Source organism: Vallicoccus soli (assembly GCF_003594885.1).
GTDB classification, from domain to species: Bacteria; Actinomycetota; Actinomycetes; order Motilibacterales; family Motilibacteraceae; genus Vallicoccus; species Vallicoccus soli.
Genome location: NZ_QZEZ01000004.1, coordinates 145,553 through 164,416, shown reverse-complemented (window position 1 = coordinate 164,416; position 18,864 = coordinate 145,553). Strand labels below are relative to the sequence as shown.

Genomic DNA, 18,864 nt, shown 5'->3' with positions numbered 1-18,864 from the left:
TCGACCGGACCACCCTACGGCCGGTCGCGCCCGGCCGTGGCCGGGCGGGCGAGGTGCCGCCGCGCGGTGCGGGGAGGTCCGTCACGCGCCGGGGCGGGGCGCCACGAGGTCGCGCACCCCCGCGTAGCGCGCGCGCACGGACGGTGCCGGGTCGGCCTCGTACCGCTGCTCGGCGGTGGACGCCCACGCCGGCGGCGCCCCGGCGCCGGAGAGCGCCCAGGCCGCCTGGCGGGCCGCGCCGTCGGCGACGTACTCGCCCGGCTCGGGCACGACGACGGGCACGCCGAGCACGGACGGCGCGATGCGCCGCACGGCCTCGGAGCGGGCGCCGCCGCCGACGAGCAGCACGCGCCCGACCGTGGCGCCCTGCGCGACGAGCGCGTCGAGGCCGTCGGCCAGCCCGCAGAGCAGACCCTCGACGGCGGCCCGGGCGAGGTGCGCGGGGGTGGACGTGCCGAGCTGGAGCCCGTGCACGGCGCCTGTGGCGTCCGGCCGGTCCGGCGTGCGCTCCCCCTCGAGGTACGGCACGACGACCAGCCCGTCCGCGCCGGCGGGCGCCGCCAGCGCCAGCCGGGACAGCTCCGCGTGGTCGACGCCGAGCAGGCGCGCGGTCGCGTCGAGCACGCGCGCCGCGTTGAGGGTGCAGACGAGCGGCAGGAAGCGACCGGTGGCGTCGGCGAAGCCGGCGACCGCGCCCGACGGGTCGGCGGCCGGCACGTCGGCGACGGCGCTGACCACGCCTGAGGTGCCGATGGACACGACGACGTCGCCCGGCCCGGCCCCGAGGCCGAGCGCCGCGGCGGCGTTGTCGCCCGAGCCGGGCCCGAGGACGGCGCCGCCGGGGGTGGTGCCGGCGCGCTCGGCGGGCCCGAGGACCCGCGGCAGCACGGCCCCGTGCCCCAGGGCGCGCTCGACCAGGTCCGTCCGGTACGACCCGCTCGCGGCGGACCAGTAGCCCGTCCCGCTGGCGTCGCCGCGGTCCGTGACGAGCGCGTCGAGGCCCGGGGCGCCGGCGAGGCGGTGGGTGAGCCAGTCGTGCGGGAGGCAGACCGCGGCCGTGCGGGCCGCCGCCGCGGGCTCGTGCTCGGCGAGCCAGCGCAGCTTGGTCACCGTGATCGACGCGACGGGCACGACGCCGACCGCGTCGGCCCAGGCCGCGCCGCCCCCGAGCTCGGCCACGAGGTCGCGGGCCGCGCCGGCCGAGCGGGTGTCGTTCCACAGCAGGGCGGGGCGCACGACCTCGCCGGCCTCGTCGAGGCAGACCATCCCGTGCTGCTGCCCGCCGACGGCCACCGCCGCGACGTCGTCCAGGCCGCCGGCGGCGGCGACCGCGGCGTCGAGCGCCTCGCCCCACGCCCCGGGGTGCACCTCGGTGCCGTCGGGGTGCGGCGCGCGGCCCTCACGGACCAGGGCGCCGGTGGCCGCGTCGCGGACGACGACCTTGCAGGACTGGGTCGAGGAGTCGACGCCCGCGACGAGGACGGGGCCGCTCACTTGCCGAAGCCCGCGGTGAGGCCGCCGAGCAGGAAGCGCCGCCCGAGGAGGTAGACCGCGAAGATCGGCAGCACCGACAGCGTCACCGCCGCGAGCAGGCCCGGCACGTTGGTGCCGAACTGCCCCTGGAAGTTCCACAGGCCGAGCGTCAGCACGCGGGTCGACTGGGACTGGGTGAGCACGAGCGGGAAGAGGAAGCCGTTCCACGCGGTGAGGGCGGTGAAGACCGACACGGTGACGACGGCGGGGCGGGCCAGCGGCAGCACGAGGCTGACGAGCACCCGGAACGGGCCGGCCCCGTCGACCGCCTGCGCCTCGTAGAGCTCGCGCGGCACGTCGCGCAGGCTGTTGGTCAGCACCAGCGTCGCCACGGGCAGGGCGAACGCGGCCGTCGGCAGGATGATCGCGAGCAGGGTGTCGTAGAGCCGCAGCTGCGTGATCATCAGGTACACCGGGATGATCGTCGCCTGCGCCGGGATGGCCAGGCCGATGAGCAGCATCGAGAAGCCGCGCTGGACGAAGGGGCTGGCGCTGCGCGCGACCGCGTACGCCGCCGGCAGGGCCAGCGCGACGACGAGGGCGACCGTCCCGCCGGTGACGACGATGTTGTTGAAGAGGTAGCGGCCGAAGCCGCCCTCGAGCACCGTGCGGTAGTTCTCCAGCGTCGGCGCGTCCGGGATCGACAGCGGGCTCTCGGCCAGGTAGTCCGAGCGCCGGCGCAGGCTCGAGGAGACGAGGTAGTAGAGCGGCACCGCCACGAGCAGGAACCACAGCGCGGCGAAGAGCCCGGCGACGACGTTGGGGCGCTGGCGGGTGACGCGGCGCCGGCGGCGGGGGGCGTCGCCGACGGCCGCGGTGGCCGCCGGGGGCATCCCGACGTTCGGGACGGTCATGCGCCCTCCTGCTGGCTGCTCATGTCGCGGAAGCCGGTGGCCCGGGTGACGACGAGGGAGAGGATGGCGCCGAGGACGAGCAGCAGCACCGCGATGGCGCTGGCGTAGCCGAACTCGAAGCCGCTGAAGCCCGTCGTGTACATGTACAGCGGCGCGATGCGCGTCGCCGTGCCCGGTCCGCCGTTGGTGAGGATGAGGACGGTGTCGAAGGTCGTCAGCGAGCCGACGAGCATGAGGATCGACGACGTGATGACCGTGTAGCGCAGCTGCGGCAGCGTGATGGTGAGGAACTGCTGCACGCGCCCGGCGCCGTCGATCGTGGCGGCCTCGTAGAGCGAGGCGGGGATGCCCCGGGCCGCCGACTGGTAGAGCAGCGTGTGGAACGGGACGTACTGCCAGGTGAGGACGAACACCACGGCGTAGATCGCGAGCGAGGCGTCGCCCAGCGGGTTGAGCCCGCCGCCGAGCAGCTCCGGCAGGGTCCGCAGCACGCCGAAGTTCGGGTCGAGCAGCGCCTGCCACAGCAGCGCGATGGCCGCGGTGGACAGGAGCAGGGGCAGGAAGAAGAGCGAGGACAGCACGGCCCGGTTGCGCTGCGGGCCGGCCGCCCAGACCCCGATCAGCAGGGCGATCGGGGTCTGGACGGCCCACGACAGCACGGTGAGGGCGAGCGTGCGCAGCAGCGACGCGCGCACCTCCGGGTCCTCGACGAGCCGGGACCAGTTGCCCGCGCCGCTCACCGCGGGGGTGCCGAAGCCGCCCCAGTCGGTGAAGCTCAGGTACACGACCAGCAGCATCGGCAGCAGCGCGAACGCCGCGAAGAAGCCGAAGGCCGGGACCGCGTACCACGCGGAGGGCTGGTGCCCCTGCAGGGCCGGGCGGCGCCCGCCCGGGCGGCCGCGGCGCGACCGGTCGGTCGCCCCGCTGCCCGGGCGGCGCAGCGCCGAGGTGGTGCTCGCCATCGAGGTGTCCTCCCGTACGGACGTCAGGTGCTGCTGGGGAGCCGCGTCGTCAGCTCGACATCGCCTGGACGAAGCCCTCCGGCGTCTGGTCGCCGAGGAAGAGCTTCTGCAGCTCGGTGAGCATCTCCGTCGCCTGGGCCGCGGGGAGGTCCTGGTCCCAGGAGAGCTGGAAGCTCGGCGCGCCCTCGACGAGGTCGTAGACCCACGTCGTGTAGTCCGCGTTGTCGGCCTGCTCGAGCTTCTCGCGCACGCCCTGCACCGCGGGCACGTCGCCGGCGGCGATGAGGTCGTCGACGTACTGCTCGTCGTCGAGGGCCGTGGCGACGAACTGCTGCGCGGTCTCCTTGGCGTCCGAGGACTCGGCCACCGAGTAGAAGTTCGTCGGGTTGCCGACGACGTTGGCGGGGTCGCCCTCGCCGCCCTCGACGGCCGGGAAGGCCACGTAGCCGAGGTCGCCGCGCTCGACGAACTCGGGGCTCTGGCCGAGCTGGTTCACGTACTCCCACGAGCCCATGAGGTGCATGGCCGCGCGGCCCTGCGCCAGGAGCGTCGACGCGCCGCCGACGTCGTAGCCGACGCTCGCGAAGTCCGAGCCGAAGGCGCCGCGGTCGACGAGCTCGCGGATGCGGGTCATGGCCTCGAGGACCGCGGGGTCCTCCCACGCGCCGGGCTCGCCGTCGCGTATGGCCTGGAAGACCTCGGGGCCGCCGATGCGGTCGAGGAGGTACTCCGCCCACATGAGCTCGGTCCAGGACTGCGACCCGGCGAGCGCGATGGGGGTGATGCCCTGGGCCTTGAAGGTGTCGACGAGGGTCAGGAGCTCCTCGTACGTCTCCGGCGGCTGGACGCCGGCCTCCTCGAAGACCGCCTTGTTGTAGTAGAGCGCGACGGGCTGCACGCCGCGCATCGGGACGCCGTAGTACTTGCCGTCGAGCTGGGCCGCCTCGAGGACGCTGGGGATGAAGGCCTCGTCGAGCCCCTCCTCCTCGACCGTCGCCGTGAGGTCCGCGACCTGGCCGGCGTCGACGTACTCCTTGAGGTTGCCGCCGCCCCAGTTGAAGAACACGTCGGGGGCGTTCGGCGAGCCCAGCGCCACGCGCAGGCGCTGCTTGTACGGGTCGTTGCCGAAGGTCTCGAGCGAGGCGTCGCCGCCGTCGCCCTCGCTGAAGCGCTCCACCGACGACTGCTCGATGGGGTTCAGCACCGTGTCCTGCAGCGCCCACACCTGGATCGCGTCGCCGCCGCCCTCCCCGCCGCCGGCCCCGGCCGGGCCGGACGAGCCGCACGCGGCGAGGGCGACCGCCAGGGCCGCGCTGCCGGTGGCGAGCAGGAGGCGCTTCCTCGGTCCGCCTGTCATGACACCGCCGTCCTTCGAATGCTTGTCGGAACTTCTCGATAAGTTCTCGGTGGCTCGGGACGCTAGAGGCCCCCCGCCACCCCTGTCAACGGGTCGAGACCGCTTCGTTGCCGAGCCGTTTCCGGGCTCGCCGCAGGTGGACGCAGGGTGACGGCAGCCCCTGGACTTCCGGAGTTCTTTCGATAAGGTTCCGCAAGGCGACGGCCCCGCCGCCGCCGGACGACGCCCCCGTCGTCCCCTCGACGCACACCCACCACCCCGGCCGGCGCGGGAGGAGGCACCGATGACGACGACGCCCGCGGCGCCCGCCCGGCGCCCGACGCTGGCGCGCGTCGCCGCGGCCGCCGGGGTGTCCCTGCCCACCGTCTCCAAGGTGCTCAACGGCAAGGACGACGTCGCGCCCGCGACCCGCGCCCGGGTGCAGCGGGCGCTCGACGACCTCGCGTACGTCCCCGTCGGCGGGCGCCGCCCCGCCGCGCGCCCGCTCGTCGACCTCGTCTTCACCGCCCTGGACAGCCCCTGGGCGGTCGAGGTCCTGCGCGGGGTCACCGACAGCGACCTCGACGTCGTCGTGTCCTCGGTCGCCGGCGCCCCCGACCCCGGGCGCTGGGCGCGCTCGCTGCTCGCCCGGGGGCGCAGCGGGGCCATCGCGGTCACCTCGCAGCTGGGCCCCGAGGACCGCCGCGCCGTCCAGCGCGCCGGGCTGCCGCTCGTCGTCATCGACCCGGTGGACCTGCCCGACCCCGGGCTGCCGAGCGTCGGCGCCACGAACTGGGCCGGCGGGCTCGCCGCCACGGAGCACCTCGTCGGGCTGGGGCACCGGCGGGTCGCCGTCATCGGGGGGCCGCAGGCGCACTGGTGCAGCCGGGCGCGGGTCGACGGCTACCGCGCGGCGCTGGAGCGCGCGGGCCTGCCCGTCGACCCGGCGCTGGTGCGCCACGGCGACTTCCACCACGAGGGCGGGCACGCGCGGGCCCTGGAGCTGCTCGCCCTGCCCGACCCCCCGACGGGGATCTTCGCGGGCAGCGACGAGCAGGCGCTCGGGGTGCTCGAGGCCGCCCGCTCGCTCGGCCTGTCGGTGCCGCGCGACCTCAGCGTCGTCGGCTTCGACGACCTCCCGGTGGCGCGCTGGTCCGCGCCGCCGCTCACCACCGTCCGCCAGCCCCTGGCCGAGATGGGCCGCACGGCCGCCCAGATGCTCCGCGCGCTCGTCGAGCGCCGCGAGCTGGACAGCCGGCGCGTCGAGCTCGCCACGTCCCTCGTCGTGCGGTCCTCGACCGCCGCTCCCCGCAGAACCCAGGAGACACCGTGACCGTCGCCGACCGCCGCCCCCTCGAGGGCCAGGGCGCCCCCAGCGAGGCGGAGCGCGCCGTGTGGCGCGACCCCGCGCGCCCCGTCGACGAGCGGGTCGCCGCCCTCCTCGCCGCCATGACGCTCGAGGAGAAGCTCGCGCAGCTCTGGGGCGTGTGGGTGGGCATCGGCGAGGGCGAGGAGGTCGCGCCGAACCAGCACGAGTTCTCCGAGCCGCTGCCGCCGTGGGACGAGCTGACCCGCCACGGGCTCGGCCAGCTCACCCGGGTCTTCGGCACGGCGCCGGTGGAGCCGCTCACGGCCGCCCGGACCCTGGCCCAGACCCAGCGCGACCTCGTGGAGCGCACCCGCCTCGGCATCCCCGCGGTGTCGCACGAGGAGTGCCTCACCGGCCTCACCGCCTGGCAGGCGACCGTCTTCCCCACCGCCCTCGCGTGGGGCGCGGCCTTCGACCCGGCGACCGTGGAGCGCATGGCCGCCGCCATCGGCGCCCAGATGCGCGACCTCGGCGTCCACCAGGGCCTCTCGCCGGTGCTCGACGTCGTCCGCGACTACCGCTGGGGCCGCTGCGAGGAGACCGTCGCCGAGGACCCGCACCTCGTCGCCGCGGTGGGCTCCGCGTACGTCCGGGGCCTGGAGTCCGCCGGCATCGTCGCGACGCTCAAGCACTTCGCCGGGTACGCCGCCTCGCGCGCCGGGCGCAACCACGCGCCGGTCTCCATGGGCCCGCGCGAGTACGCCGACGTGGTGCTGCCGCCGTTCGAGGCGGCGCTGCGCGAGGGCGGCGCCCGCTCGGTCATGGCGTCGTACGCCGACGTCGACGGCGTCCCGCCCCACGCCGACCCGCGGCTGCTGACCGGCCTGCTGCGCGAGCAGTGGGGCTTCGCCGGCACGGTCGTCGCCGACTACTTCGGGGTGAGCTTCCTGGAGTCGATGCACGGCGTCGCCGGCTCGACCGGCGAGGCGGCCGCGCTCGCGCTGGCCGCCGGCGTCGACGTCGAGCTGCCGACGGTGCGCGGGTACGGCGCCCCGCTCGCCGAGCGGGTCCGCAGCGGCGAGGTCCCCGAGCACCTCGTCGACCGCGCGGTCGCCCGGGTGCTGCGCCAGAAGGTGGAGCTGGGACTGCTCGACGAGGGCTGGTCGCCCGAGGCGCCCGCGGTGGTGCGCGACGCCCCGGTCGACCTCGACCCGCCGCAGGTGCGCGCGATCGCGCGCACGCTGGCCGAGCGCTCGGTCGTGCTGCTGGAGGACCGCGCCGGCGTCCTGCCGCTGGACGCGCCGGGGCGCGTCGCGGTCGTGGGCCCCTGCGCCGACGACGTCTACTCGCTGCTGGGCTGCTACGCCTTCCCGAACCACGTCGGCGTCCAGCACCCCGACGTGCCGCTCGGGGTCGACGTCCCGACCCTGCTCGAGGCGGTGCGCGCGGAGCTGCCGGGCGCGCGGGTCGAGCACGCGGCGGGCTGCGGGCACGCCGGCGACGACCGCTCCGGCATCGCCGCCGCCGTCGAGGCCGCGCAGGGCAGCGACGTGGTGCTCGCGGTGCTCGGCGACCGGGCGGGGCTCTTCGGGCGCGGCACCTCCGGCGAGGGCTGCGACGCGGACGACCTCGCGCTGCCGGGCGTGCAGGGCGAGCTGCTGGACGCCCTGCTCGCGACCGGGCGGCCCGTGGTGCTCGTGCTGCTGACCGGCCGCCCCTACGCCCTCGGCGCCTACGCGGACCGCCTCGCCGCGGTCGTCCAGGCGTTCTTCCCCGGCGAGGAGGGCGCGCCGGCCGTCGCGGGCGTGCTCTCGGGCCGGGTGAACCCGTCCGGCCGCCTGCCCGTGCAGGTGCCCCGCACCCCCGGCGGCCAGCCGGGCACCTACCTGCACCCGGTGTACGGTGGGCGCACCGACGTCAGCGCCAGCGACCCGACGCCGCTCTTCCCGTTCGGCCACGGCCTGTCCTACACGTCGTTCGCCTACGAGGACCTCGAGGTCGACCGGACGGCCTCCACGGACGGCGCTTTCCAGGTCGCGTGCACGGTCCGGAACACCGGCGGCCGGCGGGGCGCCGAGGTCGTGCAGCTCTACCTGTCCGACCCCGTGGCCTCGGTCGCGCGCCCGCTGCGCGAGCTCGTCGGCTTCGCCCGCGTCGAGCTCGACCCGGGCGAGGCCGTGCGCGTCGAGCTCGAGGTCCACGCGGACCGCACCTCGTTCACCGGTCCCGACCTGCGCCGCCGGGTCGAGCCCGGGGCCCTGCGGGTGCTGGTCGGCGCGTCGAGCGAGGACGTGCGCCTCGAGGGCACCGTCGAACTCGTGGGCCCGCTGCGCCACGTGGGGCACGACCGAGTGCTCACGACGCCGGTGCGGGTGCAGGCCCTCCCCCGCGGCTGACCGCTGCGGGCAGGGCGCGGGCGAGGCGGCGCACCGCCTCGCGGAGCCGGTCCGGCGGCTGGGCGGCGTAGCCCAGCACCAGACCGGGCGGCCCGGGTCGCACCCGGTGCCAGGACAGCGGTTGCACGAGCACGCCCTCCTGCCGGGCACGGTCCGTGGCGTCCACGTCGTCCACGCCCTCGGGCAGCAGCAGGAGCACGTGCAGCCCGGCGGCGACGCCCTCGACGCGCGTCGCCGGGAGGTGCTCGCGCGCGGCGGCGACCACGGCGTCGCGCCGGGCGCGCTGGCGGCCGCGGACCAGGCGCAGGTGGCGCTCGTACGCCCCGGACGCCAGCAGCCGGGCCAGCACGAGCTGGGCGAGCGCGGGGCTGCCGAGGTCGCTGGCGTGCCGGGCGGCGACGAGGTCGGGGAGCAGGTGCCGGGGCGGCACGAGCCAGCCGAGCCGCATCCCCGGCGCGAGCGTCTTCGACGTGCTGCCGCAGTGCGCCACGCGGTCCGGCGCCGAGGGCTGCAGCGCCGGCACCGGCGGGCGGTCGTACCGGTGCTCGGCGTCGTAGTCGTCCTCGAGCACCAGCCCGCCGCCGGCCGCCCAGGCGAGCAGGTCGCGCCGCCGCTGCGGCGCCAGCAGCACCCCGGTCGGGAACTGGTGCGCCGGTGTGAGCAGCGCGGCGCGCGCCCCCGAGGCGGCCAGCGCCGCGACGTCCACCCCGTCGGCGTCGACCGCCACGGGGACGGGGTCCAGGCCCCAGTGCGCCACCTCCTCGCGGGCCCCGCGCGAGCCGGGGTCCTCGACGGCCATGGCGCGGGCGCCGCGGGCCCGCAGCACCTGGCACACCAGGGCGATGGCCTGCGCGACGCCCGCGACGACGAGCACGTCGTCGGGGTCGGCCCGCACGCCCCGGTGCCGGGCCAGCCACCCGACGACCTCGCGCCGGAGCGGGGCGCTGCCCTGCGGGTCGCCGTACCCGAGGTCGTGCGACCCCGCGCCCGCCAGCACCTCGCGCTCGGCCCGCAGCCAGGCGGCGCGGGGGAAGGCGGACAGGTCGGGCACGCCCGGGCTCAGGTCGAGCTCGACGTCCGGCGGCAGCAGCGCGGCGGGCACCGGCAGGGCCGGGCGGGGCACGTGCGCGGGGCGCGCCGCCGGCGGTGCCGGGAGCGGGCGGGCGCCGGTCGGCAGGGCGGCGACGACGGTTCCGGTGCGGCGCCGGGCGAGCACCAGCCCCTCGTCGGCGAGCCGCCGGTAGGCCTCCACGACGACCCCGCGCGAGACGCCCAGCTCGCCGGCGAGCGCCCGGGTCGGCGGCAGGTGGTCCCCCGCGGTGAGCCGCCCGTCCTGGACCGCCGCGCGCACGGCGTCGCACAGCCACGCGGTGAGCCCGCCGGGCGGGGCCGCCGACGGGTCGAGGTGCAGGAAGTCGGTGCCCGCCACTGGTCCACCCCGCTCGCACGCCGCTGGCCCTGTCCGCAGGACCACCCGCGGGCGAGCATCGCAGCCGTGACCGAGACCGCACCAGCCCCGGCGACGGCCGCCCCCGCCCCCGCCCCCGTCCGCACCACCGGCGCCGTGCTCGCCGGCTCGCTCGCCATGGCCTGCGTGGGCGGCAGCGTCGCCGCGTCGGCCGAGCTGGCCGGCGCGCCGCTGCTCACCGCGCAGGCCCTGCGCTACGCGGCGGCCTGCCTGCTGCTCGTCGTCCTGGCCCGCGCCGCCGGCCGGCCCTTGCACCGCCCGGCCGGGCGGGAGTGGGCCTGGCTGGCGGGGGTCGCGGGCTCGGGGCTGGTGCTCTTCAACGTCGCGCTGGTGCGCGGCGCGGAGCACGCCGAGCCCGCGGTGCTCGGGGTGGCCGTGGCCTGCGTGCCCCTCCTGCTCGCCGCGGCGGGCCCCGTGCTCGAGGGGCGCCGGCCCGCGGCGCGGGTCCTCGCGGCCGCGGCGGCGGTCACCGCCGGTGCCGCGCTCGTGCAGGGGGCCGGGCGCAGCGACGCGACCGGGCTGTCGTGGGCGCTCGTCGTGCTGGGGTGCGAGGCGGGGTTCACCCTGCTCGCGCTGCCGGTGCTGCGCCGGCACGGCCCGTGGGGGGTGTCGGTCCACGCGACGTGGCTCGCCGCCGCCGCCCTCGCCCTGCTCGGCGCCGCCCTCGAGGGGCCCGGCGCCGCGCTGCGCATCGCGCCGCGCGAGGCCGCGGCCCTCGCCTACCTCGCCGTGGCCGTCACGGCCCTGGCGTTCGTGCTCTGGTACGGCTGCGTGGCCCGCCTCGGGGCCGGGCGCGCCGGCCTGCTCACCGGGGTCGCACCGGTCGTGGCCGCGGCTGCCGGCACCGCGCTCGGCGGCCCGGCCCCGCGCCCGCTCGTCTGGCTCGGCACGGCCCTCGTCGCGGCCGGCCTCGCGGCGGGCCTCAGGCCGACGGGGCCAGGGCGCGCACCCGGTCGACGAGCCCGTCGCCGGCCGCCTCGATGAAGCCGCGGGGGTCGGGGCCGGCGTTCTGCAGGACGATGTGGTCGAAGCCCGCGTCGACGTACCCCTGCGCCTTGGCCACGTGCTGGTCCATGTCCGGGCCGCAGGAGAACTGGCCCTTGACGTCCTCGAGGGTCACGGTGCTCGACGCCGCGTCGAAGTTGACGGGGTTGGGCAGCTCGCTCATGACCTTCCAGCCGCTGAGCGCCCAGCGGCTCGTCTCGTGCGCGGCCTCCGCCGCCGACTCGACGTCCGGCGCCCAGGCCAACGGCACCTCCGCGTAGCGCGGGCCGGAGCCGCCGGCCCCCGTGTAGGCCTCGACGAGGTCGCTGCGCGGCTCGGTGGCGAAGAGGCCGTCGCCGAGCTCCGCGGCCAGGCGCGAGGCCATCGGCCCGCCGCTCGCGACGGCGATGACGGGCAGCTGCTCGGGCAGGTCGAAGACCCGTGCGTCCTCGAGCTGGAGGAACTCGCCGTCGTACGACTGGTAGCCGCCCTGCCAGAGCAGCCGGATGATCTCCAGCGCCTCGCGGAGCATCTTGTGCCGGGTGCGCACCGCCGGCCAGCCCGTGCCCACGACGTGCTCGTTGAGCCGCTCCCCCGCGCCGATGCCGAGCGTGAACCGCCCGTCGGAGAGCAGGGCCGTCGTGGCGGCGGCCTGCGCGATGATCGCGGGGTGGTACCGGATGATCGGGCAGGTGACGCCGGTCGCCAGGCCGATGCGCTCGGTGCGCGCGGCCATCGCGCCGAGCATGGTCCAGGTGAAGCCGCTGTGGCCCTGCGACTCCAGCCAGGGGTGGTAGTGGTCGCTGAGCTCGACGAAGTCGAAGCCGGCGCGCTCGGCGAGGACGGTCTGCTCCACCACCTCCGCCGGCGTCAGGGCCTCGGTGGCGAGCTTGTAGCCGACCTCGATCATGCGCGTGCCTCCTGGCGGGGGTGCGGGGTCCACCCGCCTGGCTCCCCGGGGGCCCCGGGCCCGAAACCCGCGCCGGCGGGCCCGGGCCGCGGCGGGGCGCCCGCACGGTCCCGGGCGCGGCCGCCCCGCGGGGCGCGCGCCGTGCGACGATCCCGCAGGACGACGACGCCCGCCCGACGCCTGGAGCAGCCTGTGGCCCCCGACACCACCACCGCCGACGCCGTGGAGCTGGTGCAGCTCCTCGACGACCGGGGCCGCCCGTGCGGCACGGCGCCCAAGGCCGAGGTGCACCACGCGCAGACCCCGCTGCACCTCGCCTTCTCGTGCTGGCTCTTCGACGACGAGGGGCGCACCCTCGTCTCGCGCCGCGCCTGGTCCAAGCGCACCTGGCCGGGCGTCCTCACCAACTCCTTCTGCGGGCACCCCGCCCCCGGTGAGGAGCCGGCCGCGGCCGTGGAGCGCCGGGCGCCGCAGGAGCTCGGCACCCGGGTCGGGGGCGTGCGCGCCCTCCTGCCGGACTTCCGCTACCGCGCGGTCATGGCCGACGGGACCGTGGAGAACGAGGTGTGCCCGGTCTTCTCGGCCCGCCTGCTCGGCGACCCGCGGCCCGCGCAGGACGAGGTCGCGGAGCTGCGCTGGATGGCCATGGACGAGCTCGTCGCCGAGGTCGAGCGCGACCCGGCGGTGTGGAGCCCGTGGATGCGGATGCAGCTGGAGCAGATCCGCGCCCGCTGAGCCGGGCGGCCCCGTCAGCCCGTCGCGCGCAGGGCGCCGTCGCCGAGCACCCGCTCGAGGAACGCCGCGAGGCGCCGGCGCAGCCCCTCGACCCGCGCGGGGCCCGGCCGCTCCGGCTGCGGCAGCACGGGCTGCGTCAGCCCGCGGGCCGCGAGGTCGCACGTGAGGTCGGCGCACGCGTAGAGCCCGACCGTGTCGTCGCGCCGCCCCGCCGGGCCGGCGCGGCGCGCCACCAGGAGCACCACCTCGCCCGCGGGCCGCGCGGCGTGGCACAGGTCGCAGAGCCCCGAGCCGCGCCGCGGGCCGCTGCCCGTCGCGCGCAGCAGCACCCCGACCGGGCGCCCCTCGTGCTCGGCGAGGAGGTACGCCTCCCGCGGCGCGCGCTGGTCCCGCCAGCCGATGAGCACCGCGTCCGCCCGGTACGCCCCCTCGACCCCCGCCGGGACGGCGAGGCGGCGGGCCCGCGTCCGCGAACAGTTGGCGAACGAGGCGCGCACCTCGTCGGCGGTCAGCGCCTGCACGGCAGCCTCCCCGGGGCCGGGCGCGGTCCCGGTGACCGCGCGACCCGGGGAGGCTAGGCGAGGGACGCGTGCCCTCGCGAACCGTTTCCGCGTGCTCAGTAGCGGAAGCGCCCCACGAGCGCCTGCAGGTCGTTGGACATGCGGGCGAGCTCGCCGACGGCCTGCTCGGACTGCGCCACGCCCTCGGTGGTGACCGCCGCGGCCGTGGCGACGCCACCGATGGTGCCGGCGATGTCGGCGGCGCCGAGCGAGGCCTGCTCGACGTTGCGGCTCATCTCGGTGGTCGTCGCCGTCTGCTCCTCGACGGCGGACGCGATGGTCAGCGAGAAGTCGTTGATCTGCGAGATGACGGCGCTGATCTGCTCGATGGCCGCGACGGCCCCCGTGCTGTCCTCCTGGATCGAGCCGACCCGCCGGGCGATGTCCTCGGTGGCGCGCGCCGTCTCCTGGGCGAGCTCCTTGACCTCGTTGGCGACGACGGCGAAGCCCTTGCCGGCCTCGCCGGCGCGCGCGGCCTCGATCGTGGCGTTGAGCGCGAGCAGGTTCGTCTGCTCCGCGATCGACGTGATGACCTTGACGACGGCCGAGATCTCGGTGGACGAGGCGCCCAGCTTCTCGACCGTGCCGGTGGCGTCGCCCGCGACGGTGACCGCCTGGGCGGCGACGCGGGCGGCCTCGTTGGCGTTGTGCGCGATCTCGCGGATGCTCGCGCCCATCTCGGTCGAGCCCGTCGCGACGGTCGCCACGTTCCCCGACACCTGCGAGGCGGCGTCGGCGACGACCTGCGCCTGCTGGGCCGCGTCCTGCGCGGAGCGGGCGATGGAGCCCGAGGTGCTGGCGATCTCCTCGGACGCGGCGGCGAGCGACGTGGCGGCGCCGTCGATGGTGCCGAGCATGCCGCGCAGGCTGCCGAGGGCGGCGTCGACGGCCGCGCCGGTGCGGCCGACCTCGTCCGCGCCCGCCACGCCGGACCGCGCGGTGAGGTCGCCGTCCGCGAGGGCGGTGGCGGCGGCCACGACGCGCTGCAGGCCGCGGCTGATCGTGCGGGCCACGAGCAGGCCGAGCCCCACGGCGAGGGCGATGCCGAGCACGAGGAGCACGACGACGGTGCGCACGGCGGAGCCCGCGGTGTCCCCGGACGCCTCCGCCGCGGCCTGCGCGGCCGCGGTCTCGGCGTCGATGGCGCTCTGCAGCGCGTCGAGGGTCGCCGACAGCTGCTCCTTCATGTGCTCGTCGTACGAGGGCTTGAACGCGCCGCCGGCGTCGAGGGTGGGCCGCAGCTCCTGCTCGAAGGCCGCCTGCAGCCCCGTCACGCCGGCGACGAACGCGTCGAGCCGCTCCGGCGAGGCCGCCACCGGCCGGTACGCGGCGACGTCCGCCTCGTAGGCCGCCGTCTTCTCGGCCAGCTCCTCGAGCAGGGCGGGGCGCTCGGCGGGGGTGAGGGCGCCGTACATGACCCAGCGCCCGCGCATCGCCTGGAAGTCGCGCTGGGTGTTGTTGACCCGGTCGAGGGCGACGACGTTGCGCGCGTAGATCGCCTGCGCGGTGTCGCGCACCTCGCCGATGCGGGCCACCGCGACGGCGCCCACGCCCACGGCGGTGAGCACGACGACGGCCAGGACCGCGAGCACCTTGGCGCCCACGGAGCGGTCGGACCACCAGCGGGCCGGCCCGCCGTGGCGCGGGCTGCTGGCGGTCGGGGCGTCGGGCACGGGTCCTCCTGGTGGCGGTGGGCGGGCCGGCACCGCCCGCATGACCAACCCCTCGGCAGGGCACCCCGCGTACCTGAGCGGTACCGCACGCGGCAGGATCGGGGCCGTCGGAGGGAGCACGGGTGGGCGGCGCAGCAGGGGGGCGGGCGGAGGGGCGACCGCTGCCCGAGCCCGACTTCGCGCGCGTCTTCGACGAGGCCCCCGCGCCGTTCCTGCTGCTGACGCCCGACTTCACGATCGTCCACGCGAACAAGGCCCGGCTCGAGGCGACCGCCACCACGCTCGAGGCGACCGTGGGGCGCAACCTCTTCGACGTCTTCCCCATGAACCCCGACGACCCGGCGGCGGACGGGCTGCGCAACCTCTCCGCGTCGCTCGCGCGGGTCCGCGACACGGGCCGGCCGGAGACGATGCCCCTGCAGAAGTACGACATCCCGATGGCCGACGGGACGTTCGTCGAGCGGTGGTGGAGCCCCCGCAACGTCCCGGTCCACGACGACGCGGGCCGGGTGGTGCTGCTCCTGCACCGCTCCGACGACATCACGGAGTACGTCCGGGACCGCGACGCGGCGCGGCTCGAGGCCGCGCGCGGACAGCGCTGGCGGGAGCGGGCCGAGCAGGTCGAGGCGGACCTGTGGAGCCGCACGCGCGAGCTCGAGGCGGCGAACGCCGCCCTGAGCGCCACGACCGAGAGCGCGCGCCGGGCGGCCCGCGACCTGGCCGGCCTGGCGGCGACCGCCGCCGCGCTGGCGGCGGCGGAGACGACCGGGGACCTGGTGGGCCGGCTCCTGCACCACGGCCGGCTCGCGGTGGGCGCGGACCGCCTCGCGGTCGCCCTGCACGAGGACGGCGGCCTGCGCGTCGCACCCGCGGACGCCTGCGCCGGCACGCCCCCGGCGCTCGCGGCCGCGGCCGCCGGGCAGCGCATCCTCGTGCCGGACGCACCGGCCGACGACGGGGCGGGCCTGCCCCCCGGCGGACGCGCGTGGGCCCTGCTCCCGCTGCGGGCGGGCGGGCGCGCGCACGGCGCCCTCGCGGTGGGCTGGGACCAGCCGCACGCCTTCGGCGAGGGCGAGACCGCGCTGCTGGAGGCGCTGGCCGCGCAGTGCGCCCAGGCCGTGGACCGGGTGGGCCGGCTCGAGGCCGAGCGCGAGCAGGCGCGCGCCACCCGGTCGCTCGCGGAGTCGCTGCAGCGCTCGCTGCTCACCCGCCCGCCGCAGGTCGACCACCTCGAGATCGACGTGCGGTACCAGGCGGCGGCGCAGGCCGCGCACGTGGGCGGCGACTGGTACGACGCCTTCGTCGCCCCCGGGGGCGCCACCACCCTCGTCATCGGGGACGTCACCGGCCACGACCAGGACGCCGCGGCCGTGATGGGGCAGCTGCGCGGGATGCTGCGGGGGGTCGCGCACGCGGTGGACGGCACGCCCGCGCACGTCCTGTCGGCGCTGGACCGCGCCGTCGCCGACCTCGGGGTGCGCACCCTCGCCACCGCGGTGCTCGCCCGCGTCGAGCAGGCGCCCGCCCTGCGCGGCACGGGCCGCCGCACCCTGCGCTGGTCCAACGCGGGCCACCCCCCGCCGCTGCTGCTGCGCGCCGACGGCAGCGCGGAGGTGCTGGAGCGGCCCGCCGACCTCCTGCTCGGCCTGCTCCCGCAGACCGCGCGGGCCGACCACGAGGTCGAGCTGCACCCGGGCGACACCGTCGTCCTCTACACCGACGGGCTCGTGGAGCGCCGCGGCGAGCTCCTCGACACCGGCCTCGCCCGCGCCAGCGCCCTGGCCTCCTCCCTGGCGGGCCTGCCCCTGCCGGACCTCTGCCGGCGCCTGGTCACGCGGCTCGCCCCCGACGCCGAGGACGACGTCGCCCTCGTCGCCCTGCGCGCCCACCCCGAGCCCTGACCCACCCGCCGCGATCATGCGCCCGTGGCGCCGAGGTGTGGCACGGCCCGCCCGCTGCCACGATGTCGCGCATGGGGCAGGGCGACGCCGTCCCGGGCACCGGCGGCGGGTGGGCGGGGTTCGACGCCGTGCTCGCGCCGCTCGCGTGGGGCCGCAGCGTGTACACGGTGGTGCGGCTGCCGGGGGACCTCGTGGAGGCGGCGCGCCGCGAGGGCACCCACCGGCTGGAGGGCCACGTCGAGGCGCAGCCGGTCAACGTCGGCATCGCCCGGGCCGACGTGCTGCCCGGGGCCTTCTTCTACGTCGGCCGGCCCCTGCTGCGGCGCCTGGAGGCGCGGCCGGGCGACCTCGTGCGCTGCCGGCTGCGCCCCGTCGACCCCGACGTCGTCCCCGTCCCGGAGGACGTCCGGGAGGCCCTCGCCGCCGCCGGCGCCGGGGCGGCGCTCGCCGCGCTGCCGGCGGCCCGGCAGCGGCGGCTGCTCGTGCCCGTCGAGTCGGCGGCGACGGGCGCGACCCGGGCCAGGCGCATCGAGGCCCTGGTGCGCGAGCTCCGCTGACGGGGGCGGCTCAGTCCCGCCGCTCGAGGCGGTCGCGCAGCGCCTCGAGGTCGGCCGCGACGGCGGCGCAGTCCGCCTCGAACTCCGCGTCGTCCACGCCCGCGCGGCGCCGGACGGTGAAGACGACCTCGCAGCCCTCCCCCCACGGGAGCACCCGCACCGGGTTCAGCACCCGCTCGCCGTCCGGCATCGTGACGACGTGGTCGAGCACGCCGAGGTCGTTCGCCGGCGCGAGGTCGACGCGGACCCGGCCCATGGGCGAGTCCGCGTACCAGGCGCCGTCGACCTGCTCCACCCCCGCAGCGAGGCCGGCCGCCCACTCCGGCAGGCGCTCCGGGTCGGCCGCGTACGCGTAGGCGACGTGCGCGGGCGCCGCGACCACGACGCTCAGGTGCCGGCTCGGGGACGTCTCCACGGCCCGACGGTAGACCCGCCGGCGCGGGTGGGCCACGGCGCTAGCGCCGCACCCAGGCGCTGTACGAGCGGAGCGACCCGCTGCCCGGCCGCCGCAGCCACGGCCACGGGTGCAGCGCCACGAGGTCGAGCTGCGCCGCGCGGCGCTTCCATCCCGGTACGTACGTCCACGTGGCGGCCAGCGGCCGCCCGCGCAGCACCTCGACGGGGTCCCCGAGGTGGACCTCCGCGTCGAGCTCGGCCAGCGCCTCGGCGAGGAAGACGAGCCGCTTGCCCGACAGCCGCAGCCGGGCGAGCAGCGGCCCGTCGAACACGAAGACCGCCGGCAGGCCCGGGTTCGCGGCGAGCGCCGGGTCCTGCGCGCCGAGCGACTCGGCGGTCAGCCAGACCGCCTCCGGCTCGCCGGTCACCTGCGGCGAGGTCGGCCCCGCGTCGGTCGGGCCGCCCGCCAGCCCCGCCGGCGGCTGCACCCGCGGCCCGGCCTGGGCGGTCGGCCAGTCCTGCACCGGGCAGCGGTCCTGCAGCGGGCAGCGCCGGCACAGGCCCGGCGCGCGCTTCTCGACCTGCCACCTGCTGAAGCCGTACGCCTTGCCGCTGCCCGTGCCCACCGTCCACTGCCACCCGAGGCGGTTGGCGGCCGGCGAGCCGTCGAGCAGGTGCCGGTACATCTCCAGCGCGCCGTCCCGCCAGTCCCGCCCGGCGCGCACCGACCACTGCGAGCTCAGCCACATGCGGGTCTGGTTCACCAGCCAGCCCTCGTCGTGCAGCTCGGTGGTCGTCGCGTCCATGCACGCCATCTCGGTGGGCCAGGGGTCGCCCTCCCACGGGCCGGTCCCGACCGGCGGACCGGCGCGCAGCGGCTCGAGGGTCGCCCGCCCGAGCCGCGCGTACAGGTGCCGGGCGTACTCCTGCCACAGCAGCTCGTCGCGGAACTTGCGCCGGTCCTCCCCCGGCGCCCCGGCGACCGCCCGCCACACCACCGGGAGGGTGAGCAGGCCGTGCCGGACGTACGGCGAGAGGCGGGTCGCGCCGCGGCGCTCGGCGGGGAGCACCGTGCTGCGGCGCCGGGCGTACCCGGTGACGTCGAGCGCGGCGAGCGCCGCGTCGGCGGCGGCCTGCCCGCCGCGCACGGGCGAGGCGCGGACCTCGTCGCAGGCCAGGTGGCCCAGGTGCGCGCGGACCCATCCGACGACGCCGTCGCGGTCGGCCGGCACGCGGGGGAGCAGCGTCACGCCCCGATGCTCCCCCGGCGCGGCGCCGGGGGCACGCCGG

The 18,864-nt window shown here is 77.6% G+C and carries 16 protein-coding genes; 6 read left to right on the top strand and 10 right to left on the bottom strand.

The features are described from left to right. Nucleotides 1–81: 81 nt before the first annotated feature. The 4 genes from xylB to D5H78_RS10635 are packed head-to-tail and all read right to left on the bottom strand — an operon-like array spanning nt 82 to nt 4,706. A complete protein-coding gene (xylB, locus tag D5H78_RS10650) occupies nt 82–1,494 on the bottom strand; it encodes a xylulokinase (RefSeq protein WP_119950441.1) in 1,413 nt (470 codons plus the stop codon). Beyond that, nucleotides 1,491–2,387, bottom strand: coding sequence for a carbohydrate ABC transporter permease (locus tag D5H78_RS10645; protein ID WP_119950440.1), 897 nt, complete (start codon nt 2,385–2,387; stop codon nt 1,491–1,493). Before D5H78_RS10645 ends, xylB begins: the two co-directional genes overlap by 4 nt. Next, complete coding sequence (locus D5H78_RS10640) at nt 2,384–3,349, bottom strand: carbohydrate ABC transporter permease (protein ID WP_119950439.1); 966 nt, start codon at nt 3,347–3,349, stop codon at nt 2,384–2,386. The genes D5H78_RS10645 and D5H78_RS10640 overlap by 4 nt, the downstream gene beginning before the upstream one ends. Before the next feature lie 49 nt (nt 3,350–3,398). Then, on the bottom strand, nt 3,399–4,706 hold the full coding sequence (locus D5H78_RS10635; RefSeq protein ID WP_119950438.1) for an extracellular solute-binding protein: 1,308 nt from the start codon (nt 4,704–4,706) through the stop codon (nt 3,399–3,401). 283 nt (nt 4,707–4,989) lie between these two features. On the opposite strand from D5H78_RS10635, the gene D5H78_RS10630 reads away from it, so the two are divergent. Beyond that, nucleotides 4,990–6,018: a LacI family DNA-binding transcriptional regulator gene (locus D5H78_RS10630; protein ID WP_119950437.1), complete on the top strand. Its 1,029-nt coding sequence runs from the start codon at nt 4,990–4,992 to the stop codon at nt 6,016–6,018. Beyond that, complete coding sequence (locus D5H78_RS10625) at nt 6,015–8,390, top strand: beta-xylosidase/alpha-l-arabinosidase (RefSeq protein ID WP_218566485.1); 2,376 nt, start codon at nt 6,015–6,017, stop codon at nt 8,388–8,390. Before D5H78_RS10630 ends, D5H78_RS10625 begins: the two co-directional genes overlap by 4 nt. On the opposite strand, the gene pdxR is transcribed toward D5H78_RS10625, so the two are convergent. After that, on the bottom strand, nt 8,350–9,819 hold the full coding sequence (gene pdxR, locus D5H78_RS10620) for a MocR-like pyridoxine biosynthesis transcription factor PdxR (RefSeq protein WP_119950436.1): 1,470 nt from the start codon (nt 9,817–9,819) through the stop codon (nt 8,350–8,352). The two genes, D5H78_RS10625 and pdxR, sit on opposite strands and share 41 nt — an antisense overlap. Before the next feature lie 156 nt (nt 9,820–9,975). Between pdxR and D5H78_RS10615 the strand changes: the two genes are divergently transcribed. Continuing rightward, entirely contained in the window at nt 9,976–10,842 is an 867-nt protein-coding gene (locus D5H78_RS10615) for an EamA family transporter (protein ID WP_119950574.1), read from the top strand. On the opposite strand, the gene D5H78_RS10610 is transcribed toward D5H78_RS10615, so the two are convergent. Then, nucleotides 10,781–11,749, bottom strand: a complete 969-nt coding sequence (locus D5H78_RS10610) for a TIGR03557 family F420-dependent LLM class oxidoreductase (RefSeq protein ID WP_119950573.1) — start codon at nt 11,747–11,749, stop codon at nt 10,781–10,783. The two genes, D5H78_RS10615 and D5H78_RS10610, sit on opposite strands and share 62 nt — an antisense overlap. A 195-nt stretch (nt 11,750–11,944) precedes the next feature. On the opposite strand from D5H78_RS10610, the gene idi reads away from it, so the two are divergent. Next, nucleotides 11,945–12,487 (top strand): isopentenyl-diphosphate Delta-isomerase, encoded by a 543-nt coding sequence (gene idi, locus D5H78_RS10605; protein WP_218566482.1) that lies wholly within the window; start codon nt 11,945–11,947, stop codon nt 12,485–12,487. A gap of 14 nt (nt 12,488–12,501) precedes the next feature. On the opposite strand, the gene D5H78_RS10600 is transcribed toward idi, so the two are convergent. Both D5H78_RS10600 and D5H78_RS10595 read right to left on the bottom strand, forming a co-directional pair. Then, nucleotides 12,502–13,008: an FBP domain-containing protein gene (locus D5H78_RS10600; RefSeq protein ID WP_119950435.1), complete on the bottom strand. Its 507-nt coding sequence runs from the start codon at nt 13,006–13,008 to the stop codon at nt 12,502–12,504. A 95-nt stretch (nt 13,009–13,103) separates the two neighbouring features. After that, a complete protein-coding gene (locus D5H78_RS10595; protein ID WP_218566481.1) occupies nt 13,104–14,720 on the bottom strand; it encodes a methyl-accepting chemotaxis protein in 1,617 nt (538 codons plus the stop codon). 122 nt (nt 14,721–14,842) lie between these two features. Here D5H78_RS10595 and D5H78_RS10590 point away from each other — a divergent pair, with 122 nt between their 5' ends. After that, nucleotides 14,843–16,621 carry a SpoIIE family protein phosphatase gene (locus tag D5H78_RS10590; protein ID WP_218566480.1) on the top strand — a complete coding sequence of 593 codons (1,779 nt, stop codon included), beginning with the start codon at nt 14,843–14,845 and terminating at the stop codon, nt 16,619–16,621. A 71-nt stretch (nt 16,622–16,692) separates the two neighbouring features. Beyond that, the gene (locus D5H78_RS10585; protein ID WP_119950433.1) at nt 16,693–17,178 is read left to right on the top strand and encodes a YdeI/OmpD-associated family protein; all 486 of its coding nucleotides are present in this window, start codon (nt 16,693–16,695) and stop codon (nt 17,176–17,178) included. A gap of 10 nt (nt 17,179–17,188) precedes the next feature. Here the strand turns inward: D5H78_RS10585 and D5H78_RS10580 are convergent, their stop codons facing one another. Then, nucleotides 17,189–17,593: an SRPBCC family protein gene (locus D5H78_RS10580; RefSeq protein ID WP_119950432.1), complete on the bottom strand. Its 405-nt coding sequence runs from the start codon at nt 17,591–17,593 to the stop codon at nt 17,189–17,191. A 40-nt stretch (nt 17,594–17,633) separates the two neighbouring features. After that, on the bottom strand, nt 17,634–18,824 hold the full coding sequence (locus D5H78_RS10575) for an FAD-binding domain-containing protein (RefSeq protein WP_119950431.1): 1,191 nt from the start codon (nt 18,822–18,824) through the stop codon (nt 17,634–17,636). Nucleotides 18,825–18,864 lie beyond the last annotated feature (40 nt).

Bases quoted from the DNA above. Each gene is read 5' to 3' on its own strand.
- D5H78_RS10645 (WP_119950440.1), bottom strand. From the start codon at position 2,387: ATGACCGTCCCGAACGTCGGGATGCCCCCGGCGGCCACCGCGGCCGTC.
- D5H78_RS10640 (WP_119950439.1), bottom strand. From the start codon at position 3,349: ATGGCGAGCACCACCTCGGCGCTGCGCCGCCCGGGCAGCGGGGCGACC.
- D5H78_RS10635 (WP_119950438.1), bottom strand. From the start codon at position 4,706: ATGACAGGCGGACCGAGGAAGCGCCTCCTGCTCGCCACCGGCAGCGCG.
- D5H78_RS10630 (WP_119950437.1), top strand. From the start codon at position 4,990: ATGACGACGACGCCCGCGGCGCCCGCCCGGCGCCCGACGCTGGCGCGC.
- D5H78_RS10615 (WP_119950574.1), top strand. From the start codon at position 9,976: ATGGCCTGCGTGGGCGGCAGCGTCGCCGCGTCGGCCGAGCTGGCCGGC.
- D5H78_RS10585 (WP_119950433.1), top strand. From the start codon at position 16,693: ATGGGGCAGGGCGACGCCGTCCCGGGCACCGGCGGCGGGTGGGCGGGG.